Raw genomic sequence first — 18,715 nt, 5'->3', positions numbered from 1 at the left:
GGAATGAGGAATACGGTTATACTTTTGCTTACGTTGGTATTATTGGTCTCCTGTGCCGAAAAGGTGATAGAGGAACCTGAAAACCTTATCCCAAAAGAGAAGATGGCCGAAATTCTTCACGATTTGGCCATACTGAATGCTGCAAAATCCGGAGCACGGACCAAGTTCAGGGAGTCTGGTATAGATGTAATGGATTTTCTTTACAAGAAATATGGCATCGATAGCACCCAATTTGCAGAAAGTGACCTGTATTATGCCTCGATTCCTTTGGAGTACCAATCAATTTATGAGCATGTTGAGGATAGGCTGAAAGAACAAAAGGATACCCTTGAAGCTAGAGGGAAAAGAAGGAATGATAGCATCCGAGAAGCAAATTTGAGAAAAAAGGATTCGGTAGCTGGAGCAAGAGGAGCGGAAAAAATAGAGAAGCCTACATCTCCTCAATAAACTTTGAGCAGCAAAACGCAATGGATTCGTCCATATCCCCAAACGAAAAACCCAATTCCGATTTAATTTTATCGCTGCTATACCTTTCTTGGTGATATAAACCTTTGGCAACAGCTTTGGACAATTTTCGTCTTTTGCCCAATACATTGCTCCGAACCCAATCCCATCTCCAAAAAAAATCAATCATAAATTTGGAGACCACTTTGGTCGGAGGAGAAACATTTAGTTTGGGAGCAATTTTCTGAAATAACTTTTTATAGGTCATATTTTGATTGACCAAAATAAATCGCTCCGTTTTAATGTTGGACTCCATTAAGGCGATCATTGCCAGGATAACGTCTTTTATGGTAACAAAACCGGTTCCTCCGGGGATATAATATTTTTTTTCTTTTGATGCGTAGGTGAAAAATGTTCCGCTGCCCGATTTCCAAAAACCAGGTCCAATGACCACACCCGGGTTGACAATTACAATAGGGAGCCCTTCCTGGGAACCTCGCCAGACCTCAAGTTCCGCATCATATTTGGTAATCCCATAAACAGACGCTTTGGCTTGGTTCCATTCGTTTTCTTCGGTTACTTCTTTTCCTTGAGTGCTTGGGCCGATCGCAGCAATGGAACTCACATAACAGAGTTTTTTAATCCCATTTTTTAAGGATAGGTTGACCACGTTCGCCGTGCCTTCCACATTGGTACGCTCCAAAGTTTTAAAATCTTTGGGATCAAAAGAAATCAAAGCAGCGCAATGGTATACTTGTTCAACACCATCAAAAAGGGAATCCAATTCTCCTATATCGGTGATGTCTGCCTTTACCCAATCAATTTGTTCAATTAAAGCAGAGGGATTATCTGTATAGTAGCCAAATACTTTGCGAACCTTCTCTATGGATTCTAATGTTCTATAGTTGCTTCTTACACGGTTCCCATTGCTGATTAAATGGAAAAGTAAGTGGGAACCAATCAATCCAGTACCTCCTGTAACCAAAATCATAAGGTAAAAGTACCTATTTGTGCTGTAAAAATTGAGCGAAATGCGAACTTCATTTTATATTTGCAGCTATTCCAAAAAACTAATCATGACAAAGAATTTTGTTGAAGAATTGCAATGGAGGGGAATGGTGCACGATGTAATGCCAGGAGCCGAGGAACACTTAATGGAAGAAATGCGTTCCGCTTATGTGGGAATAGATCCAACGGCAGACTCTTTGCATATAGGCCATTTAGTGGGTGTTATGATGTTGAGACACTTTCAATTGGCCGGGCACAAACCTTATGCTTTAGTGGGGGGCGCCACAGGAATGATCGGTGACCCATCTGGCAAGTCGGCGGAACGAAATCTCTTGGATGAGAAAACACTTCGCCATAATGAAGAGGCTTTAAAGGAGCAATTGAGCCGTTTTTTGGATTTTGAAAGTGGTGAGCCCAATGCCGCCGTCTTGGTGAACAACTACGATTGGATGAAAAACTTTTCGTTTTTGGAGTTTATCCGAGATGTTGGTAAGCATATTACGGTAAACTACATGATGGCAAAGGACTCCGTAAAAAAACGCCTTTCTTCGGATGCCAAGGAGGGGATGTCCTTTACCGAATTCACCTATCAGTTGGTTCAGGGATACGACTTTTTATACCTCTACCAAAACCATGATTGCACTCTGCAAATGGGGGGGAGTGATCAGTGGGGAAATATAACCACTGGAACCGAACTAATTAGAAGAATAGGAGGAGGCAAGGGATTTGCCCTTACCTGTCCGTTGATCACGAAGGCCGATGGAACCAAATTCGGAAAAACCGAAGGTGGCAACGTTTGGTTGGATGCAGAAAGAACATCGCCTTATAAGTTCTACCAATATTGGTTGAACACTTCCGATGAGGATGCCGAGAAATACATTAAAATTTTCACTTTTTTGAGCAAAAAAGAGATTGAGAATTTAGTGGCAGAACATAAAGAAGCACCACATATGAGGTCGCTTCAAAAGAAGCTGGCCGAAGAAGTAACCGTAATGGTGCATTCCCAAGAGGATTTGGATAATGCCATAAAGGCCAGTAACATTCTTTTTGGGAAATCGACCTCTGAAGATTTGAAACAGCTGAACGAAAAAACATTTTTGGATGTTTTTGATGGGGTTCCACAAGCTACTTTGGGTAAAGAAGAACTTGAACCAGGTCTTGATATGATTGGCGCATTGGCTGCCAAAACGGGGTTTTTAGGCTCCAATGGCGAAGCTAGGAGGGAATTGAAGCAAAACTCCATTTCGGTTAACAAGGAAAAAGTAAAAGAGGATTACTTGATTACGGCTTCAGATTTGATCAACGATAAATTTGTGCTGCTCCAACGGGGCAAAAAGAACTATTTTGTTCTGGTAGTGGAATAAAACAAAAAAGCCATCTTTTAAAGATGGCTTTTATTTTTATGCTAAAAAAGAGATGCCGTATCGACCGCAAATTTCGGTCACTTTGGCAAAATCGGGTGGTCCGGGCGGCAAATTGCCCAATTCCTCGAACATGAGTTCCAACCCCGCCGGGAATACGCTCAGAATGGTTTTGCAATCCTGGTCCCCGACAACTTTCCAAGTATGGGGCACATTTTTTGGGGCAAAAGCCAAATCACCTGCTTTTAAAATTGTGGTTTCATCCCCAACGGTTACTTCCAGTTCCCCTTCCAATACTTTAAAGATTTCGTCCTCATTGGTATGAACATGGGGCGGAATCATGGTTCCTGGTGGATTTACCTCTTCTATTAACGTAAAAAGACCGTTGGTGTCCTTACTGGTTAGTTTAAAGGTTTGTTGATCTCCGATCACATTCACTTGTTTGCCTTCACCGCTTCTTACGATTTTTGGGCTCAGCCGGTTACCGTCTTTCTCCTCTTTCGACGAAAAATGGGCAAATGCCGGCAAAGAAGCAAGTGCCGCTGCAGAGAGGGCACTTCTTTTTAAAAATGCATTTCTGTTCATTATATGTTTGTTTGGTTATCGTAAATAAGTTACACATAACCCTGATAACATGATGTTTAAGTATATATAAAAGGTATTATTTATTGTGTAAATGGAAGAAAATGGACCCTTTTTGTATTCTAAAGCACCATTAAATTACATCCCCTAATATCCGAATCATCAAAACGACCGAGTACCTCAAATGTTTCATTGGGGTATGTTTTCCCCAAATCCTGGGTAGCAATAAATGAGCAAGAATAGAGGTTTGCCAAATCAATAACATTGATTCCCCCAGTTTTACCGTAGGGCTGAATCGTAAAAGGGTCTTCGGTGTCGCGGGTGATTATTTTCATCCAGGGTGGTGTTTGAAAAGTTCCACCGCCTTTGGAGTAGGCTTGCGATAAAAGCTCTGTCATCCCATATTCCGAATGGATTTGTTCCACTCCAAGCCCTTTTTTTAATATATGATGGAGTTCTTCCCTAATCAATTCTTTTCGACGTCCCTTCATGCCTCCGGTTTCCATAACAATGGTATTTTTCAAGGATGTAGGGAATTGCTCTGCAAGGTCCAAAAGAGCAAAGGAAACCCCGATGAGCAGCGTTTTAGTGCCCTTATGCTCCAATTCTTGTAGCTTTTTATGGAGTTCATCCAAATTGTTGAGATAAAACCCACTACTTGGGTGTCCCGATTGTTCAATTAGGTGGTTTACCATATAGATCAAAGAGGAACCCTCTCTTTCCAAATAGGAGGGCAATAGGGCGAGGACACAAAATTCTTCTGGTTTACCGTAGAATAGTTGAAATGCTCTGAAAAAACTTTCTTCGTACAATGTAACGTCCGGCACAAAATGCTTGCTGGTCGTACTTTGAGTAGTGCCACTGCTCGTGAATATGGTTTGTGGCTCTTTTTGGGTCGATACCACCTTATGTGTCTTAAAAAAAGATATGGGCAAAAAAGGAATTTCCAGATAATGGGAAACATTTTCAGGGGATTTTTTCAGGTAGTCACAAAAATCTCGGTAAATCGAGTTGTTTCCATATTGAAACCTAAAAATCTCCAATGCCAAAGTATTAAATTCGTCAGCACTATCGATGGTGAAAATCCGATGGGTATCAAACTCTTTCATTTGGGTTCAAAAGTACCCAAAAATAAAAAAGCCCTTCGTAAAAAAGGGCTTTAAAGATTATTGTAGGGTATTTTATTTTACCACGAGTTTTCGGGTCATGGTTTTTTTACGTTCAGTTACTTGAAGCACATAAACACCTGGAACCAATCTGGATATGTCCAGGGTATTGGTCGTAATTCTTTGGGTCAGTACAACTTCACCAAATACATCGTAAACTTTGATTTCTTTGGTCCCGTTTGATGCTGTTGTAATGTATACTTCACTCCCATAAGCTGGGTTAGGGTACATTTTAAAACCTTTGAGCTCTTGCACGGGCTCATTGTTCACTGTAACCAGGTCTTGACCGAAAGAAAATAATGGTAAAGCCATAAGTAAAACAAAGTAGATTTTCTTCATATATACTGATTTGGGGTATATGTGCAATATAAAAGTAGATAAACAGGGGTAAGTTGACCATATTATGTTGTGAAAACACTAAATATGTAGGTAAACCGTTAAAAGCTGTAGTTTAGGGAGGTGTTAAAGGATCAAAAAAGCAGTGAACTACTTCACAATGAGTTTTCTAGTGGCAACTTTGTTGTTTTCAAATACTCTTAAAATGTAGACACCTTTATCCAGTTCGGAAAGGTTAAGTTCCCTTCCAATAATAGTGGTTTGCAGCACTTGCGTTCCCAATACATCAAAAACGAGAATTTTTTTTGGGTCATTTAGGGTGGTCTCAATATATACTTTGCCTTGGGTAACTGGATTGGGATACAGCTTAAACCCGTCAATATCCGCACTTGACTTAGCGCTTTCCTGAGAAAAGCCAAGCGTACAGACAAAAAAGAAGATGACGAAGTAAAAGTGCTTCATAGGTTAATGGTTGCAAAGGCTATGCCACAAATATATAAAAATTGCCATGTGAAAATGGAACCGTTTGACGAATAGGGGGTTACTTTTCGATGAAATGCAAAAAAAAGCCCCCGATGTTTTCGGGGGCTCTTAAAAGTTATTGGGTTTGGGATTTAGTTGACACCAATTGTCCAACCAGCTCCCCAAGTAGCAATGTCTGTTCCAGTTCCGTTTCCAACACCGGTAATAAAGTCTGCTTCGTCGAATACAAAACCGGTATCGTTCTTCATGTTAGTGGTAACATTGTTGAAAGTTGCATCAACAGCGTTTAATAGGTCATCCAATACACCTTGACCCGTTGGGTTGTCACCAGCATCACCATCCAAATCAAACGCTTCATCGAAATCGTTGAAAACAATGTTGGTGAACGTTCCTTGGGTTCCAGCTCTCAATCTGATCGCTTCACTAGTTCCATCGTTTACACCAACAATGGTTACGTTGGTTACGGTAGGAGCGGAGTAATAACCACCTTCGTTGCTGAAGTCTGTGTTGTAACCATCACATTCAAAAGCTTTGTCGTGGCTGGTTCCGTGCTGTACATAAACATCTGTTAAAGCACCTCTGAATCCTTCGGTCCAGTCAATGGAATCATCCTCAGAGTTTACTACTACCAAGTGGCTTGCTTCTACAGTACCACCAAAGAATTCAAATCCGTCGTCGGAACCTTCGTAAACCTCTACATAATCTATAGTGGTTCCTGTTCCAACAGCGTAAACGGATAGTCCGTTCAACTCAGCGTTACCATCGATGGCACCACCTGCGTACTCGATACGAACGTACTGAAGGCTACCGGAATCGTCTGCAGGTGTGTTACCTCCATAAGAAAGACCTCCAACCTCTGTAGTTGCAGTATCTACAGAACCATCGGCAGTTGAGTTGATGGGAGCTCTACCACAAAGAACTATTCCACCCCAGTTTCCTGAGCTTGGAGAAGCTGCATTTGAAGTAAATACAATTGGATCGGCAGAAGTACCGTTAGCAACGATTCTTGCACCTTGTTGAATAGCGATGTAAGCATTTACACCAACGGGCTCTGCTTTTACAGTCATACCTGCAGGTACGGTCAATGTAGCGCCTTCAGCAATAAGAACTGGTCCGGTTACAATGTACTCTACGTCTGGATCTAAAGCCAGATCTGAAGTGTAAACACCACTAAGGTTTACAGTTGTTGTTTCTTCCCCACCTCCGGTTGTGTTGTTGGTGGTATTGTTTGTAACACTGCTATCGTTGATAACAATATCAGAGGTATCGTCCGCTTCACAAGCAATGAATAAAGCGGCGGCTATACCTAAAAATAAAAACTTGTTTTTCATTTGTCAGAAATTTAAAAAGAATTAAAATTTATATTTAAGGGTTAGCCCAACGTTAACCCCAAGGTTATACTCACGTATGATAACATCTCCGATTCCGGTTCCTTCCCTAACCAAGGAGATGTCCGGATCTAAAATGTTTTTTGCAGAAAGGTTGGCTTCGAAGTGTTCTCCGATAGCATTCTGCCATACAAAATTCAATGTTGGTACGGCTCTTTGTACTATGTTCCCCAAGCTACCTGCTCCCAAGGAGAAGATTCGGTCAGAGAAATAAGAGAAAGCTACCGTAGCTTTTGGTCTATAGGTTCCGAATACCGGGCTATAGTTCAAGTCGGCGTTTACTATAACTGGTGATGCGCCTTCAAGTTCATCAGAATCCCTGTCAAAAGAGGTTCCAAAGGTGTTTTCGGATCCTGCAGGAATGTCTCTTAAGTCTTGTTCGGTATGGGTATAAGCAGCATTAAGTCCAGCAGATAGAATTGCATTTTCGTCGGCATCCATAAGCAGATTTTTACGCAATTCCAGCTCAACTCCATATACATCGGCTTGTTCCCCTGTTCTAAAATAACGTTGTGTACCCGTTGCATCGGCTGCAACCACTCGGTTAACCGGATCTTTGATGGTTTTGGCAAAAGCGGCCACAGAGATAATCTCACCTCTTTCCAAGAACCACTCATATTTAAGGTCGTAGTTATAGATATCCGAATACGTTGGTCCATTTCCATCAAGACCTCCCAAAAGGTCGGGGTTACCACCAACTCTTTGTGTTACGGACTCGTAAACAAATGGGGCAGCTTCCTTGAATTCTGGAAAAGATGCCGTTTTACTGAAACTAGCCCTCAGGTTAGAGTTTTCGGTAAGGGAATACTTGGCATTTAAACTGGGCAAGAAGATGTTTTCATAAACTTCCCTGAACCCAGGATCTGTAGCGTTGATGTTGATAACGTCATAAACCACTTTTTGACCGTAAGACTCCACACGCAAACCTGGAACAATGCTAAACTTGTCGGTAAGGCCCAACTCTGCCGTTGCATATAATGCATGAATGTTCAAGTTCCCTTTGTATGTATTTTCAGGAAGACCAGGTCTGTTGGTGTTTCCAATCTCGTTGCTGATAGGGTTAAGTACGATAGTGTTCCAAAGCCCTTCTCCATCAGGAATGTTGATGTTGGTATAGTGGAAAATGGAGTTGAAGTCATTAACATCCGTGATAGGAGTGTTGTCCCTGTCCTGGATATCGTAACCGTACCTGATACTGTTGAACCTACGTTCTTTTCTTCTGCCGTTGTATCCAAAGTTGAACTTTACTTTTTCGGAGACTTCATAGCCCAAGTTCATAAAACTGTTCAATTCATCGTCCTCGATACTTTGGAAGAATCTTTGGTTATCAAATGGAATGTTGGTGTAGAAAACAGGATTGGTAGCAGTGTCATTGTCCAATGCATATTGATAGTTCTCCAAAGTGATTCTTTTTCTGTCCGGCTCATCGGAGAATACCTTGTTGAAACCAACACCCCAATCAAAAGTCAATTTTTCATCAAAAATATGCTGACCGGTCAATTGGTTCACAAAAATCATATCTTGATTAAACTGAACGTTCATCACGTAAAAACCTTCATCTGTGTTCAAAATGGCATCCCTGTTCGTACCCTGTCCGTTTATCCCGTAATATCCAACACGGTCTGCGGCACTGTTTACAAATAGAGAGTTAAAGTTTACCTTGTTTTCGGCATTGATACGGTAGGTAATGTTCCCTAAAGCAGTGGTTGTGGTTTTGTAGGCATACTCGCGTACATTTGGAAAATCAATCTTAAGCACATTGGTAAAATCACGTGCAGGTCCTTCCCAAATTTCAAAACCATTGGAAAAACTCGCAGCTCCAAAAAAGCTCAATCTTGATTCGTCATCGTTAAAATTGAAAGAATACCCCCCTTCAATAGCTCCGGAGATATTAATGGGCTCCCAAGCCGATTCCGGGTCCACTCCATGGGATAAAACGACTGCAAAAGGATCGTTGTCATATCTATTATAGAAACCAAAATCACTGGCACCTTCGCTTTTCACAAACTCTTCTCCTGCGGCATTGGTGTTGATTCCACTGCCCAAAGAGACCTCAAGGTATCCATCGCCAGTGTATTCTTTGGAGTCCACATTTACATTACCAGCGGCAAAATCACCATAAAAAGTAGGACTGTACGCTTTGCTTACCGATACATTTTCTATAATACTGGAACCGAAAAGGTCCAAGTTAATGTTCTTCTTGTTTACATCGTTGGATGGCAAGGACAATCCGTTCATGGTAGTGTTTTGGTAGCGATCGCCCAAACCTCTTACATAAACATTGCTAGACCCTTGCTGCTTGGATATCCCCGAAATCTGAGCAACTGCAGCAGCTGCATCATCAATGCCTTTAAGCGTAAGCGCTTCTGCACTGATGGCTTCTTGCATTACCAAGGCGTTCTTTTGTTGTATTAGCAGGGCTATTTCTGAATCTTTGCTAGCCGAAGTGGTTACAACAACCTCCTCCAATCCAAAACTGCTGGCACCAAGGCCTGCATTAATTTCGGTTACTTTTCCGGCCTCGACCACAACATTTGGAATCTCTAAGGTTTCATACCCCAAGAAGCTGAATACCAAAGTATAGGTCCCAGGCTCAACATCGGCAATCTGAAAAAGTCCATCGAAATCCGAGGTGGTTCCCATGGTGGTTCCTTTAATCAAAACATTGGCAAAAGGTAGGGGTTCATCATTAAGTTCCTTATCTGTAAGTTTTCCCACAACGCTACCACTCTGCTGTGCAGATAGCATCAATGTGAAAAAAGAAAAGGCCAATATTAAATATGTTTTCATACGCTACTCTGTAGGTTTAATTTTGGGGCAAAGAAACGGGTAGGTTGTAAAAGCCGTGTTAGTTGTATGTTAAGTGTTTATTTCAATTCTGTTACAATAATGTTACTAGATTAAATCAATGTTAAGCATATAACCTGTAAGTGTATTATCTTTACATTTGGGCGATTAACACAGAAATACCATCCAATGAAAAACAAGGACATTAAGATTCTACTGGTTGACGATGAACCTGATATTCTGGAAATTTTAAGTTATAATCTTTCCTCGGAAGGTTACGAGGTCTTTACCGCCAAAAATGGTGCAGAGGGCGTGGCCAAGGCAAAAAAGAAAAACCCGCATCTGATCATTATGGATGTAATGATGCCAGAAATGGATGGTATTGAAGCTTGTGAAGTGATCCGGAATACACCTGGTCTGGAAAATACCATAATTACCTTTTTAACGGCAAGGGGAGAGGACTATTCCCAAGTCGCAGGATTTGATGCCGGAGCAGACGATTATATTACCAAACCTATTAAGCCCAAAGTATTGGTGAGCAAGGTGAAAGCTTTGCTTAGAAGGTTGAAAGATGACAAGAAGGAAGTTGAGGATATCGTTAAAGTGGGCGACATCGTAATTAACCGGGAAGAATACAAAATCGTGAACGATGGCGAAGAGATGGTATTGCCCAGAAAGGAATTTGAACTATTGTCCCTATTAACCTCCAAGCCCAACAAGGTCTTTAAGCGCGAAGTGATCTTGGATAAAGTATGGGGCAACGAGGTGGTTGTTGGAGGACGTACCATTGACGTCCATATTAGAAAATTGCGCGAAAAAATCGGAGACCACCACTTTAAAACCGTTAAGGGCGTGGGGTATAAGTTTGTGCTCTAATGGCCATTAAACTAAAGAAATCATACAAATTTGCACTACGGTCTTCTTTGGTCATTACCATATTGATCACCGCGGTATTTGTAGGATTTCATATGGATGCGGACCATTTGGATTGGCCGCACACCCTACTTTTTACACTCATTTGTTTTGCCATTTGTTTTGCCATCATCCAGATTCGGGTGGAGCGTTTCATATATCGGCGGATCAAACGAATTTATGATGATGTATCCCTGTTGGAATCATCATCCTTCTCCTCCAAACCTGTCACCACCGATATGAAGACCCTGGTGGAAGAGATTGAAAAATTTGCCGAGGGAAAGAAAATAGAGATAGACACCCTTAAGATCCGGGAAGAATACAGAAAGGATTTTCTTGGAAATGTTTCCCATGAACTAAAAACCCCACTTTTTACCGTGCAAGGCTATATTTTGACGCTTTTGGATGGTGCTATGAAGGACAAAAAACTACGAAAAAAATACCTCCAACGAGCAAATAAAGGGGTAGAGAGGCTTATTTATATTGTGAAGGATCTCGACCTGATCACAAAATTGGAAGCAGGTGAACTAAAATTGGAGCGCGAGGATTTTGACATCATCGAACTCATCCAAAACACTTTCGACCTTTTGGAAATGAAAGCGGCGCGCAAGGAGATATCCCTCACCTTTGATATGGAGTATACAGAACCCATTTATGTAAATGGAGACAAGGATAAAATACAGCAGGTCATCAGTAATCTGCTGGTGAACTCCATCAAATACGGATTGCCAAAAGGAACTACCGAAGTAAGTGTGGAGAATTTAATCAAAAACAAGGTGATTGTTCGGGTTACAGATAATGGTGGAGGAATTCCAAAACAGCACATCCCAAGACTTTTTGAACGTTTTTATCGTGTGGACCAAAGTGGGAGCCGTACCGAAGGAGGTTCTGGCCTAGGACTTTCCATTGTAAAGCACATTGTGGAGGCCCATGGTGAAAAAATCTATGTGGAGAGCGAAGTGGATGTAGGTTCCGAGTTTTCTTTTACGCTGGAAAAAGCCGCTAATCCACCAGTTTCGGAGAAAACCTCGAACAAGGAAGAAAAATCCACGATCGAATCAAATTGAGTCAATCCATCAAAATCCATGGTTCGGGATAAATCAGATAATTTGAAATCTTCCTGCTTGCTGTAGGGGACAAGGCCCTGTTTCTGCATTCTTTTGGCCAAATATTCTTGTTCGTATTGTCCGGGTGTGGGGATAAAAAATGCTTTTTTCTCCAGTTTTGCCAAATCCATCACCGTAGTGTACCCTGATCTACAGAGTACTTTTTCACTTTGGTTCAAGGCCTTTTCCAATTCGTCGGACTTCATAAAATTATAGTGCAGTATTTTTCCTTTTTTCGTCTGAATTTCCTTCTGGACCTGTTTGTCCTCAATCTTGCCCTTTACAAATAATATGTTTCCTTCAAACTCCTGTAATTCCTCCAATAGTTTTTCTTCCAAAATGGAACGTTGGGGTTCTGGGCCAGAGAGCAAGACCATTAGATCGTTGGTAATGGGAAGCTCTTTTTTTTCAAACCTGCTCAAGGGCCCCAAATAAGCAATGTTCAATTTGGACTTTTTTAGGTGACCCAGTTTTCCTGTCAAATTTGGTTTCTCTTCCACATCGGGAACCCAACAGATATCAAATTTTTTAATGATTTTTTGATGCGCCTTAGAGCTCATCCAAGTTGTGTTGCCCGAAAGCACGTTGAGCTGATGGGTAATGAACACGCAGGGTACCTTTTTATAATAGGCCCCTAATCGGTTATCGGAAATAATTCCTTCCAAATCGTGCTCTTTTACCAAACGTTTTATCACTTTCTTCTCTTCGGTCATGGCCTTGAACACCTTCGGAGAATCCCAAATCATTTTTATTTTGAAGTTCTTTCCCTTCTCTGCATAGGAAATTTTGTAGGAGGGGAGTTCAAATGCCGGTAGATCTGGAAATTCCTTCTTCAGCAAGGATAGAGCCACCCCATCCGAAGCTAAATAAGGTTGGTGGCCTTGTCGTTTTAATTCATGAATTATAGGTATGCACCTAGTAGCATGTCCCAGCCCCCAGTTCAATGGGGCGACCAGAATACGTTTGGAAGAATTCATAACAACAAAAAAACAAAATGCCAATTGCTTTTAGATTTCCTTAGTTTTGCCAAATCATTAATTTTTTGCTCAATTCAGTAAGAAAGTGGGAAGTAAGAACAAGCTCAAAAGATTCAAGGAGAACGAAACATTCCCCAATGTGGTGCAGCCCACACGGGAAGAAGTTTTGGAAGGATTCAAGTATAAAGGCAAATGGGCCTCTTTTTTTGGGAATGATAATCCCATAGTGTTGGAATTGGGCTGCGGTAAGGGCGAATATACCGTTGGGCTTGCCCGAATAAATCCGAACAAAAACCATATTGGGATCGATATAAAAGGAGCCAGGTTTTGGAGAGGAGCAAAGACCGCTTTGGAGGAAAAATTGAACAACGTAGCATTTTTGCGTACCCAAATAGAGTTGGTCGATCATCTTTTTGGGGAAGGAGAAGTTAGCGAAATCTGGATTACATTTCCCGATCCACAGATAAAATACAAGCGAACCAAACACCGTATGACGAACCCTGTGTTTTTGGAGCGCTACAAAAAGATTCTAAAACCCGGAGGTCTTATCCACCTTAAGACCGATAGCGAGTATATGCATGGCTATACGCTTGGGCTTTTACAAGGTTTGGGACACGAAATTTTATATGCCAATCACGATGTTTACAAAAATGAGGGAGCTCCTCCCGAAGTTCTCGAAATCCAGACTTTCTATGAAAATCAGTATCTTGAAAAAGGAAAACCAATAACCTACATCCAATTTAGGATCAACTAACCAATGACCCACGTACTCATTCTCTTTTTTGCCACATTTTCGGCAGCATTTATGGCTACCGTACCTCCTGGGTTGCTCAATATGAACGCAGCCAAGGTAAGTGTGGAAAAAGGAAAATTGAACGGGGTTATTTTCAGTTTGGGGGTGTCCAGTACCATTATGTTGCAGGCATATATAGCGGTCTATATTTCCAAATTTTTGTATCGCAATCCCGAGGTGATCGACATATTGTTCAAAATTGCGGTGGCCGTGTTTGCCTTTTTTGCCATCTATTTTTTTGTGCTGGCAAAACGCAATAAACTCAAGGCCCAGGCCCTAAAAGAGGTCAACCTAAGTAAAAAGAACAGTTTTTTTAAAGGGGTTTTACTGGCAGCGCTCAATTTATTGACCATTCCGTATTATAGTGGTCTAAATGCCATGTGGAACGAAGCGGGTTGGATCAAATTTGAGGCTAAGGACATCACAACCTTTGTGGTGGCAGCGGGAGCCGGTACTTTTGCGGTCTTGTACCTCTATACCTTTTATTTTGATAAGATGGAGACCAAGACCAATCGTTTTTCCAAGAACTCCAATTATATTTTGAGTGCTTTGATGCTCTTGTTGCTCATTATTACGTTGATTCGAATTATGTATCGCTAGCATGGAAGAAAAAAACTTTTTTGACAAAGTCTACGAAGTGGCCAGACAAATTCCCTTTGGAAGAGTTACTTCTTACGGAGCAATTGCCAAATATCTGGGTGCGGCCCGTAGTGCTCGAATGGTTGGTTGGGCCATGAACAACTCCTTGGCAAAGGATGTTCCCGCACATCGAGTTGTCAATAGAGTGGGCGTCTTAACCGGCAAGCATCATTTTGATGGAAGCAACATTATGCAACAGCTTCTTGAAAACGAAGGCATCCCGGTTAAGGACAATCAAATCCTCGACTTTCAGAAGTATTTTTGGGACCCTGCCACAGAGCTTTGATCAATACCCTGGTGGGTGTAATTCGTCAAAAGAGGTGTTGTCCTGAAAAGCTTTAGCCAATAACAGAATACTTTCCTCATCGTACAGATTGCCCACAAACGTCATACTTGTCGGATGGTTTTCGTCATCCAACCCTGTAGGAACCGCAATTACGGGATGGCCTGTTAAATTCGTGGCCAAAAGTTGATCGTTCCCGAAAGTGGGCGAGATCAAGACATCGTAATTCTTCATCAGATCCTGCATTTTTTGGATAAGGACCTGTCGTTGTCTGTTCGCTTGGATATATTCCACCGCGGGAATAAATCTACTTTGCCTTAGGGAATTGGCCCGGGAGCGTTGATCTTGTTCTACCATTACATCCACACCTCCCGAACGGACCAGTTCATCGAAAAAGGCTCCTGCTTCGGCTCTTAAAATAATGTCAAATCCCCGATAAGGTACTTCTTTGGGCATTTCCACAGCGGTAGGTTCAATTCCTATTTCTTTCAGTGATTTAATGGCTTTTCTAAGATTGTCTCCTGTTTCCGTGGTATCCTCTTCAATGTCCTTTTTCAAATAAGCTACTCTTAAGTTTTTAATGTCCTTCTTCCAGTTCATCCCAAAAGGAAGGTCAACGGTGGTCAGGTCATTTTTATCTTTTCCTTGAATGGCCTCAAAAACAATGGCACAATCCTCTGCATTTCGTGCCAATGGTCCAACTTTGTCCATCGACCAGCTCAAGCTCATTACACCATGCCGACTTACCCTTCCGTAGGTAGGTCTAAGTCCTGTAACTCCGTTTCTTGTACTCGGAGAAGTGATGGAGCCCAAGGTCTCCGTTCCCAAAGCGAAAGGTACAAGTCCTGCCGAAGTTGCTGAACCGGACCCTGCCGAGGAACCACTGGCCCCTTGCGTGGTGTCCCAAGGATTTTTGGTTTTCCCATTGAACCATACATCACCACGGGCCAAAGCGCCAGATACCAATTTGGCAACCAAAATGGCACCGGCATCCTCCAACTTTTTAACAACGGTTGCTGTTTCATTGATTATTTGGTCCTTGTAAGGAGCAGCTCCCCAAGTGGTGGGATATCCAGGAACCGCCATCAAATCTTTGGTGCCGTAGGGAATGCCATGAAGAATACCACGGTATTTTCCGTTTTTGATTTCTTCGTCTGCTCGCTTGGCCTGTTCCAATGCCAAACTATCTGTAATGGTGATGCTGCATTGCAGTTCAGGTTGATATTTTTTGAGTCGGGCCAGGAAAAATCTTGTCAGCTCTGTAGAAGTTATTTTCCGATTTTTAACAAGTGAGGCCAGCTGGGGAATCGTGTAAAATGCCAACAAGTCGTAAGGTTCGGGGACTTCCACATTATCTGGAATGTCCCACTCCGTGCCATTTTGTTGCTCGGGCATGGTGAAGCCAAATGGGGTTGGGTCAAAACGTACAGCAGGGAAAACATCATTGCCAATGGGATATTTACGCAATGAATCGAACCCGCTGCGATTTCTTTTTAAATAGGGATAAAGGGTGTCAATGTCTTTATTGGCGAAATGAAGGCCGATCAATTTTTCCGACTTTTTCACATCTCGCTTTGTAAAGGAGTTTTTATGGGTAGAACACGAGAGCCATGTTAACGAAATAAACAATAGAACAAGTTGGGGGATTCTGGTTTTTGACAGCATATTGGTTGATAATTTCAAATAGCAGCTTCTAAGCTACATTTTTTAAAAAAAAGAACACAATAATCCCTATGTTTTGTGTCCGATTAGGGGTGTTTATTCCATTCATCATAATTGAAAATGTGATTTTTTTGAAATTCAGCAGCACAACTTCTTAATCTAATGTCAACACCGTATCTTTGTAGTTTAGAACCAGTTCAAACTATTGGTTTAAAAAAATTTGATTCATGAAGTTGAAAAAGACAGATATTCTTAAAGCATTGGAAAAAATTTCCGCACCCGGTGAAGGCCAAAACTTGGTAGAGAGCGGTGCAGTGACCAATGTTCAGGTTTTCGGTGATGAGGTCGAAGTGGATGTTACCATCAAAAACCCGAGTCTTCAGGCCAAAAAGAAGACAGAGGTAGAAATATTGAAGTGTATTCACAGAGAGGTATATGAGAAAGCCAAAATAAAGGTCAACCTAAAGGTTGATGCTCCGGAAAAACCTAAAGTGAACCAAATAAAAGGAAACCCGATTCCTGGAATTCAAAACATTATAGCTGTGGCCTCGGGTAAAGGTGGCGTGGGTAAATCCACAGTAACTGCGAACTTGGCCGTGACCTTGGCCAAAATGGGTTTTAAGGTAGGGTTGTTGGATACGGACATTTACGGTCCTTCCATGCCAATAATGTTCGATGTGGCCACGGAAAAACCGTTGTCCATTAACGTAGATGGCAAGGCCAAGATGAAACCCATTGAAAACTATGGGGTAAAGTTACTTTCCATAGGATTTTTTACTGAACCCAATCAAGCAGTTATCTGGAGAGGGCCCATGGCAGCAAAAGCATTGAACCAAATGATTTTTGATGCACATTGGGGCGAATTGGACTTTCTTTTGTTGGATTTGCCACCAGGAACAGGTGATATCCATTTGAGCATTATGCAATCCCTGCCCGTAACAGGTGCGGTAGTGGTAAGTACCCCTCAGGAAATAGCTTTGGCAGATGCCAGAAAAGGAGTTGCGATGTTCCAGCAAGAAGCCATTAACGTACCCGTATTGGGAATCGTGGAGAATATGGCGTATTTTACACCTGCGGAGTTGCCGGACAACAAGTATTATATTTTCGGTGAGAACGGAGCAAAAAACCTGTCCGAAGACCTGGAAGTACCATTTTTGGGACAAATTCCTTTGGTGCAGAGCATCAGGGAGGCAGGTGATGTAGGAAGACCAGCTGCTTTGCAGACAGCGACCCCTACCGAGGAGGCTTTTGAAGAGCTTACAAAAAATGTGGTCCAGGAGTTGGTCAGAAGAAATACAGATCTTCCCCCGACCGAAGCAATAAAAATTACAACAATGGCTGGTTGTTCCGCTGTTAAAAAGAAATGAGCATGACTACAATGACATCAGAAGAAACAAGGAGCAATGTGGAAAAGGCGTTGGAAGAAATACGTCCATTTTTGCAAAGCGACGGAGGAGACATTACCTTGATATCCATCGAGGACAATACCGTAAAAGTCCGTTTGGAAGGTAACTGCATTGGGTGTAGTGTAAATCAAATGACTTTGAAGAGTGGTGTGGAAATGACCATTAAGAAGTACGCACCTCAAATAGAAGAAGTCGTCAATATCTCCTAACTGATAAAAATCTTGAACTTATCTGGGCAAGCAGTAAGTTGCGTGCCAAAATCCCTGATATATGATCAAAACAGATATTCTGATAATTGGAGCGGGACCTACGGGTCTCTTTGCTGTTTTTGAAGCAGGCCTTTTACAACTCAAATGCCATCTAATAGATGCATTGCCACAAGCAGGTGGTCAATGTGCCGAGATATATCCAAAAAAACCCATTTACGATATTCCTGGATTCCCCGAAGTATTGGCGGGCGATTTGGTGGATAACCTCATGGAGCAGATCAAACCGTTCCAACCCGGATTTACCTTGGGTGAACGCGCCGAGACCATTGAAAAGTTGGACGATGGATCATTTATTGTCACGACCAACAAAGGCACTAAACATCATGCTCCCGTGATTGCCATTGCAGGTGGTTTGGGCAGTTTTGAGCCAAGAAAACCGTTGTTGGAGAATTTGGAAAAATATGAGGACAACGGAGTGGCCTATATGATCAAGGAGCCAGAAATCTATCGGAACAAAAAAGTCTTGATTGCCGGTGGCGGGGATTCCGCTTTGGATTGGTCCATCTTTTTGGCCGATGTTGCCAAGGAAGTGACCTTGGTGCATCGTAGAAATGAATTTAGGGGAGCTTTGGATTCCGTTGAAAAAGTACAGCAACTCAAGAACGAGGGTAAAATCAATTTGATAACCCCTGCTGAGGTGGTTGCTTTGAAAGGGGAGAACCAGTTGGAGAAAGTGACCGTTAAGAACACCTCCACTTCCGAAGAAACCGATGTAGAGGTCGAAAACTTTATCCCATTGTTTGGATTGTCGCCCAAATTGGGCCCTATTGCCGATTGGGGACTGGAGATTGAGAAAAATGCCATTAAGGTGGACAATACCTACGATTACCAGACCAACATTCCCGGAATCTATGCCATCGGAGATGTCAATACCTATCCTGGTAAGCTAAAATTGATTCTTTGCGGTTTTCATGAAGCAACGTTGATGTGCCAAAGCGCCTACCAAAAAATCTTCCCTGATAAAAAATATGTAATGAAGTATACGACCGTTGGGGGCGTAACAGGTTTTGATGGAAGCAAAAAGGAAGCGCCGAAAGCCGTTATTAAGGCAATCGACTAAGAATAAATCAAAAATTAAATCGTTGAGTAAACTCGTTTAGGAGTTTTCGAATA

18 protein-coding genes and 1 pseudogene are annotated in these 18,715 nt (G+C 41.9%); 10 read left to right on the top strand and 9 right to left on the bottom strand.

All coding sequences use genetic code 11. The annotated features are described in order from the left end of the window. The first annotated feature begins 3 nt into the window (after nucleotides 1–3). Entirely contained in the window at nucleotides 4–447 is a 444-nt protein-coding gene (locus J0X13_RS08565; protein ID WP_207071037.1) for a DUF4296 domain-containing protein, read from the top strand. Here J0X13_RS08565 and J0X13_RS08560 read toward each other — a convergent pair. Continuing rightward, complete coding sequence (locus J0X13_RS08560; RefSeq protein ID WP_207071036.1) at nucleotides 431–1,435, bottom strand: NAD-dependent epimerase/dehydratase family protein; 1,005 nt, start codon at nucleotides 1,433–1,435, stop codon at nucleotides 431–433. The two genes, J0X13_RS08565 and J0X13_RS08560, sit on opposite strands and share 17 nt — an antisense overlap. 85 nt (nucleotides 1,436–1,520) lie before the next feature. On the opposite strand from J0X13_RS08560, the gene tyrS reads away from it, so the two are divergent. Then, on the top strand, nucleotides 1,521–2,816 hold the full coding sequence (gene tyrS, locus J0X13_RS08555) for a tyrosine--tRNA ligase (RefSeq protein ID WP_207071035.1): 1,296 nt from the start codon (nucleotides 1,521–1,523) through the stop codon (nucleotides 2,814–2,816). Nucleotides 2,817–2,852: 36 nt separating this feature from the next. On the opposite strand, the gene J0X13_RS08550 is transcribed toward tyrS, so the two are convergent. From J0X13_RS08550 to J0X13_RS08525, 6 genes are all read right to left on the bottom strand, one after another. Next, on the bottom strand, nucleotides 2,853–3,398 hold the full coding sequence (locus J0X13_RS08550; protein ID WP_207071034.1) for a quercetin 2,3-dioxygenase: 546 nt from the start codon (nucleotides 3,396–3,398) through the stop codon (nucleotides 2,853–2,855). Between the two features lie 119 nt (nucleotides 3,399–3,517). Beyond that, a complete protein-coding gene (locus J0X13_RS08545; protein ID WP_207071033.1) occupies nucleotides 3,518–4,504 on the bottom strand; it encodes a LuxE/PaaK family acyltransferase in 987 nt (328 codons plus the stop codon). Between the two features lie 72 nt (nucleotides 4,505–4,576). Next, nucleotides 4,577–4,900 (bottom strand): T9SS type A sorting domain-containing protein, encoded by a 324-nt coding sequence (locus tag J0X13_RS08540; protein ID WP_207071032.1) that lies wholly within the window; start codon nucleotides 4,898–4,900, stop codon nucleotides 4,577–4,579. Nucleotides 4,901–5,047: 147 nt separating this feature from the next. After that, on the bottom strand, nucleotides 5,048–5,359 hold the full coding sequence (locus J0X13_RS08535; RefSeq protein ID WP_207030212.1) for a T9SS type A sorting domain-containing protein: 312 nt from the start codon (nucleotides 5,357–5,359) through the stop codon (nucleotides 5,048–5,050). Nucleotides 5,360–5,511: 152 nt separating this feature from the next. After that, nucleotides 5,512–6,711, bottom strand: a complete 1,200-nt coding sequence (locus J0X13_RS08530; protein ID WP_207071031.1) for a beta-helix domain-containing protein — start codon at nucleotides 6,709–6,711, stop codon at nucleotides 5,512–5,514. A 21-nt stretch (nucleotides 6,712–6,732) separates the two neighbouring features. Next, nucleotides 6,733–9,558 carry a TonB-dependent receptor gene (locus tag J0X13_RS08525; protein WP_242535682.1) on the bottom strand — a complete coding sequence of 942 codons (2,826 nt, stop codon included), beginning with the start codon at nucleotides 9,556–9,558 and terminating at the stop codon, nucleotides 6,733–6,735. A 186-nt stretch (nucleotides 9,559–9,744) separates the two neighbouring features. Between J0X13_RS08525 and J0X13_RS08520 the strand changes: the two genes are divergently transcribed. Both J0X13_RS08520 and J0X13_RS08515 read left to right on the top strand, forming a co-directional pair. Further along, entirely contained in the window at nucleotides 9,745–10,431 is a 687-nt protein-coding gene (locus J0X13_RS08520; RefSeq protein WP_207071030.1) for a response regulator transcription factor, read from the top strand. Beyond that, complete coding sequence (locus tag J0X13_RS08515; protein ID WP_207071029.1) at nucleotides 10,431–11,534, top strand: sensor histidine kinase; 1,104 nt, start codon at nucleotides 10,431–10,433, stop codon at nucleotides 11,532–11,534. Before J0X13_RS08520 ends, J0X13_RS08515 begins: the two co-directional genes overlap by 1 nt. Before the next feature lie 32 nt (nucleotides 11,535–11,566). Here the strand turns inward: J0X13_RS08515 and J0X13_RS08510 are convergent. After that, nucleotides 11,567–12,550 (bottom strand): annotated as a pseudogene (locus J0X13_RS08510) (glycosyltransferase); the annotation flags it as partial. 85 nt (nucleotides 12,551–12,635) lie between these two features. Here J0X13_RS08510 and trmB point away from each other — a divergent pair. From trmB to J0X13_RS08495, 3 genes are read left to right on the top strand one after another with little or no spacing between them, the layout of a single operon-like run. Further along, nucleotides 12,636–13,304: a tRNA (guanosine(46)-N7)-methyltransferase TrmB gene (trmB, locus tag J0X13_RS08505; protein ID WP_207071028.1), complete on the top strand. Its 669-nt coding sequence runs from the start codon at nucleotides 12,636–12,638 to the stop codon at nucleotides 13,302–13,304. Nucleotides 13,305–13,307: 3 nt separating this feature from the next. Then, nucleotides 13,308–13,943: a LysE family transporter gene (locus J0X13_RS08500; RefSeq protein WP_207071027.1), complete on the top strand. Its 636-nt coding sequence runs from the start codon at nucleotides 13,308–13,310 to the stop codon at nucleotides 13,941–13,943. A 1-nt stretch (nucleotide 13,944) separates the two neighbouring features. Next, nucleotides 13,945–14,268: an MGMT family protein gene (locus J0X13_RS08495; RefSeq protein ID WP_207071026.1), complete on the top strand. Its 324-nt coding sequence runs from the start codon at nucleotides 13,945–13,947 to the stop codon at nucleotides 14,266–14,268. Here J0X13_RS08495 and J0X13_RS08490 read toward each other — a convergent pair whose 3' ends face one another. After that, complete coding sequence (locus tag J0X13_RS08490; protein WP_207071025.1) at nucleotides 14,269–15,930, bottom strand: amidase; 1,662 nt, start codon at nucleotides 15,928–15,930, stop codon at nucleotides 14,269–14,271. Nucleotides 15,931–16,154: 224 nt separating this feature from the next. Between J0X13_RS08490 and J0X13_RS08485 the strand changes: the two genes are divergently transcribed. The 3 genes from J0X13_RS08485 to J0X13_RS08475 all read left to right on the top strand — a co-directional run bounded on the left by J0X13_RS08485 (nucleotide 16,155) and on the right by J0X13_RS08475 (nucleotide 18,662). Beyond that, the gene (locus J0X13_RS08485) at nucleotides 16,155–17,294 is read left to right on the top strand and encodes an Mrp/NBP35 family ATP-binding protein (protein WP_207071024.1); all 1,140 of its coding nucleotides are present in this window, start codon (nucleotides 16,155–16,157) and stop codon (nucleotides 17,292–17,294) included. A gap of 11 nt (nucleotides 17,295–17,305) precedes the next feature. Further along, nucleotides 17,306–17,542, top strand: a complete 237-nt coding sequence (locus J0X13_RS08480) for a NifU family protein (protein ID WP_207071445.1) — start codon at nucleotides 17,306–17,308, stop codon at nucleotides 17,540–17,542. A gap of 61 nt (nucleotides 17,543–17,603) precedes the next feature. Continuing rightward, nucleotides 17,604–18,662, top strand: coding sequence for an NAD(P)/FAD-dependent oxidoreductase (locus tag J0X13_RS08475; protein ID WP_207071023.1), 1,059 nt, complete (start codon nucleotides 17,604–17,606; stop codon nucleotides 18,660–18,662). Nucleotides 18,663–18,715: the final 53 nt, after the last annotated feature.

It is taken from the genome of [Muricauda] lutisoli (nom. illeg.) (genome assembly GCF_017313105.1).
Classification (GTDB): domain Bacteria; phylum Bacteroidota; class Bacteroidia; order Flavobacteriales; family Flavobacteriaceae; genus Flagellimonas; species Flagellimonas lutisoli.
This window is presented reverse-complemented; position numbering and strand designations above follow the sequence as displayed.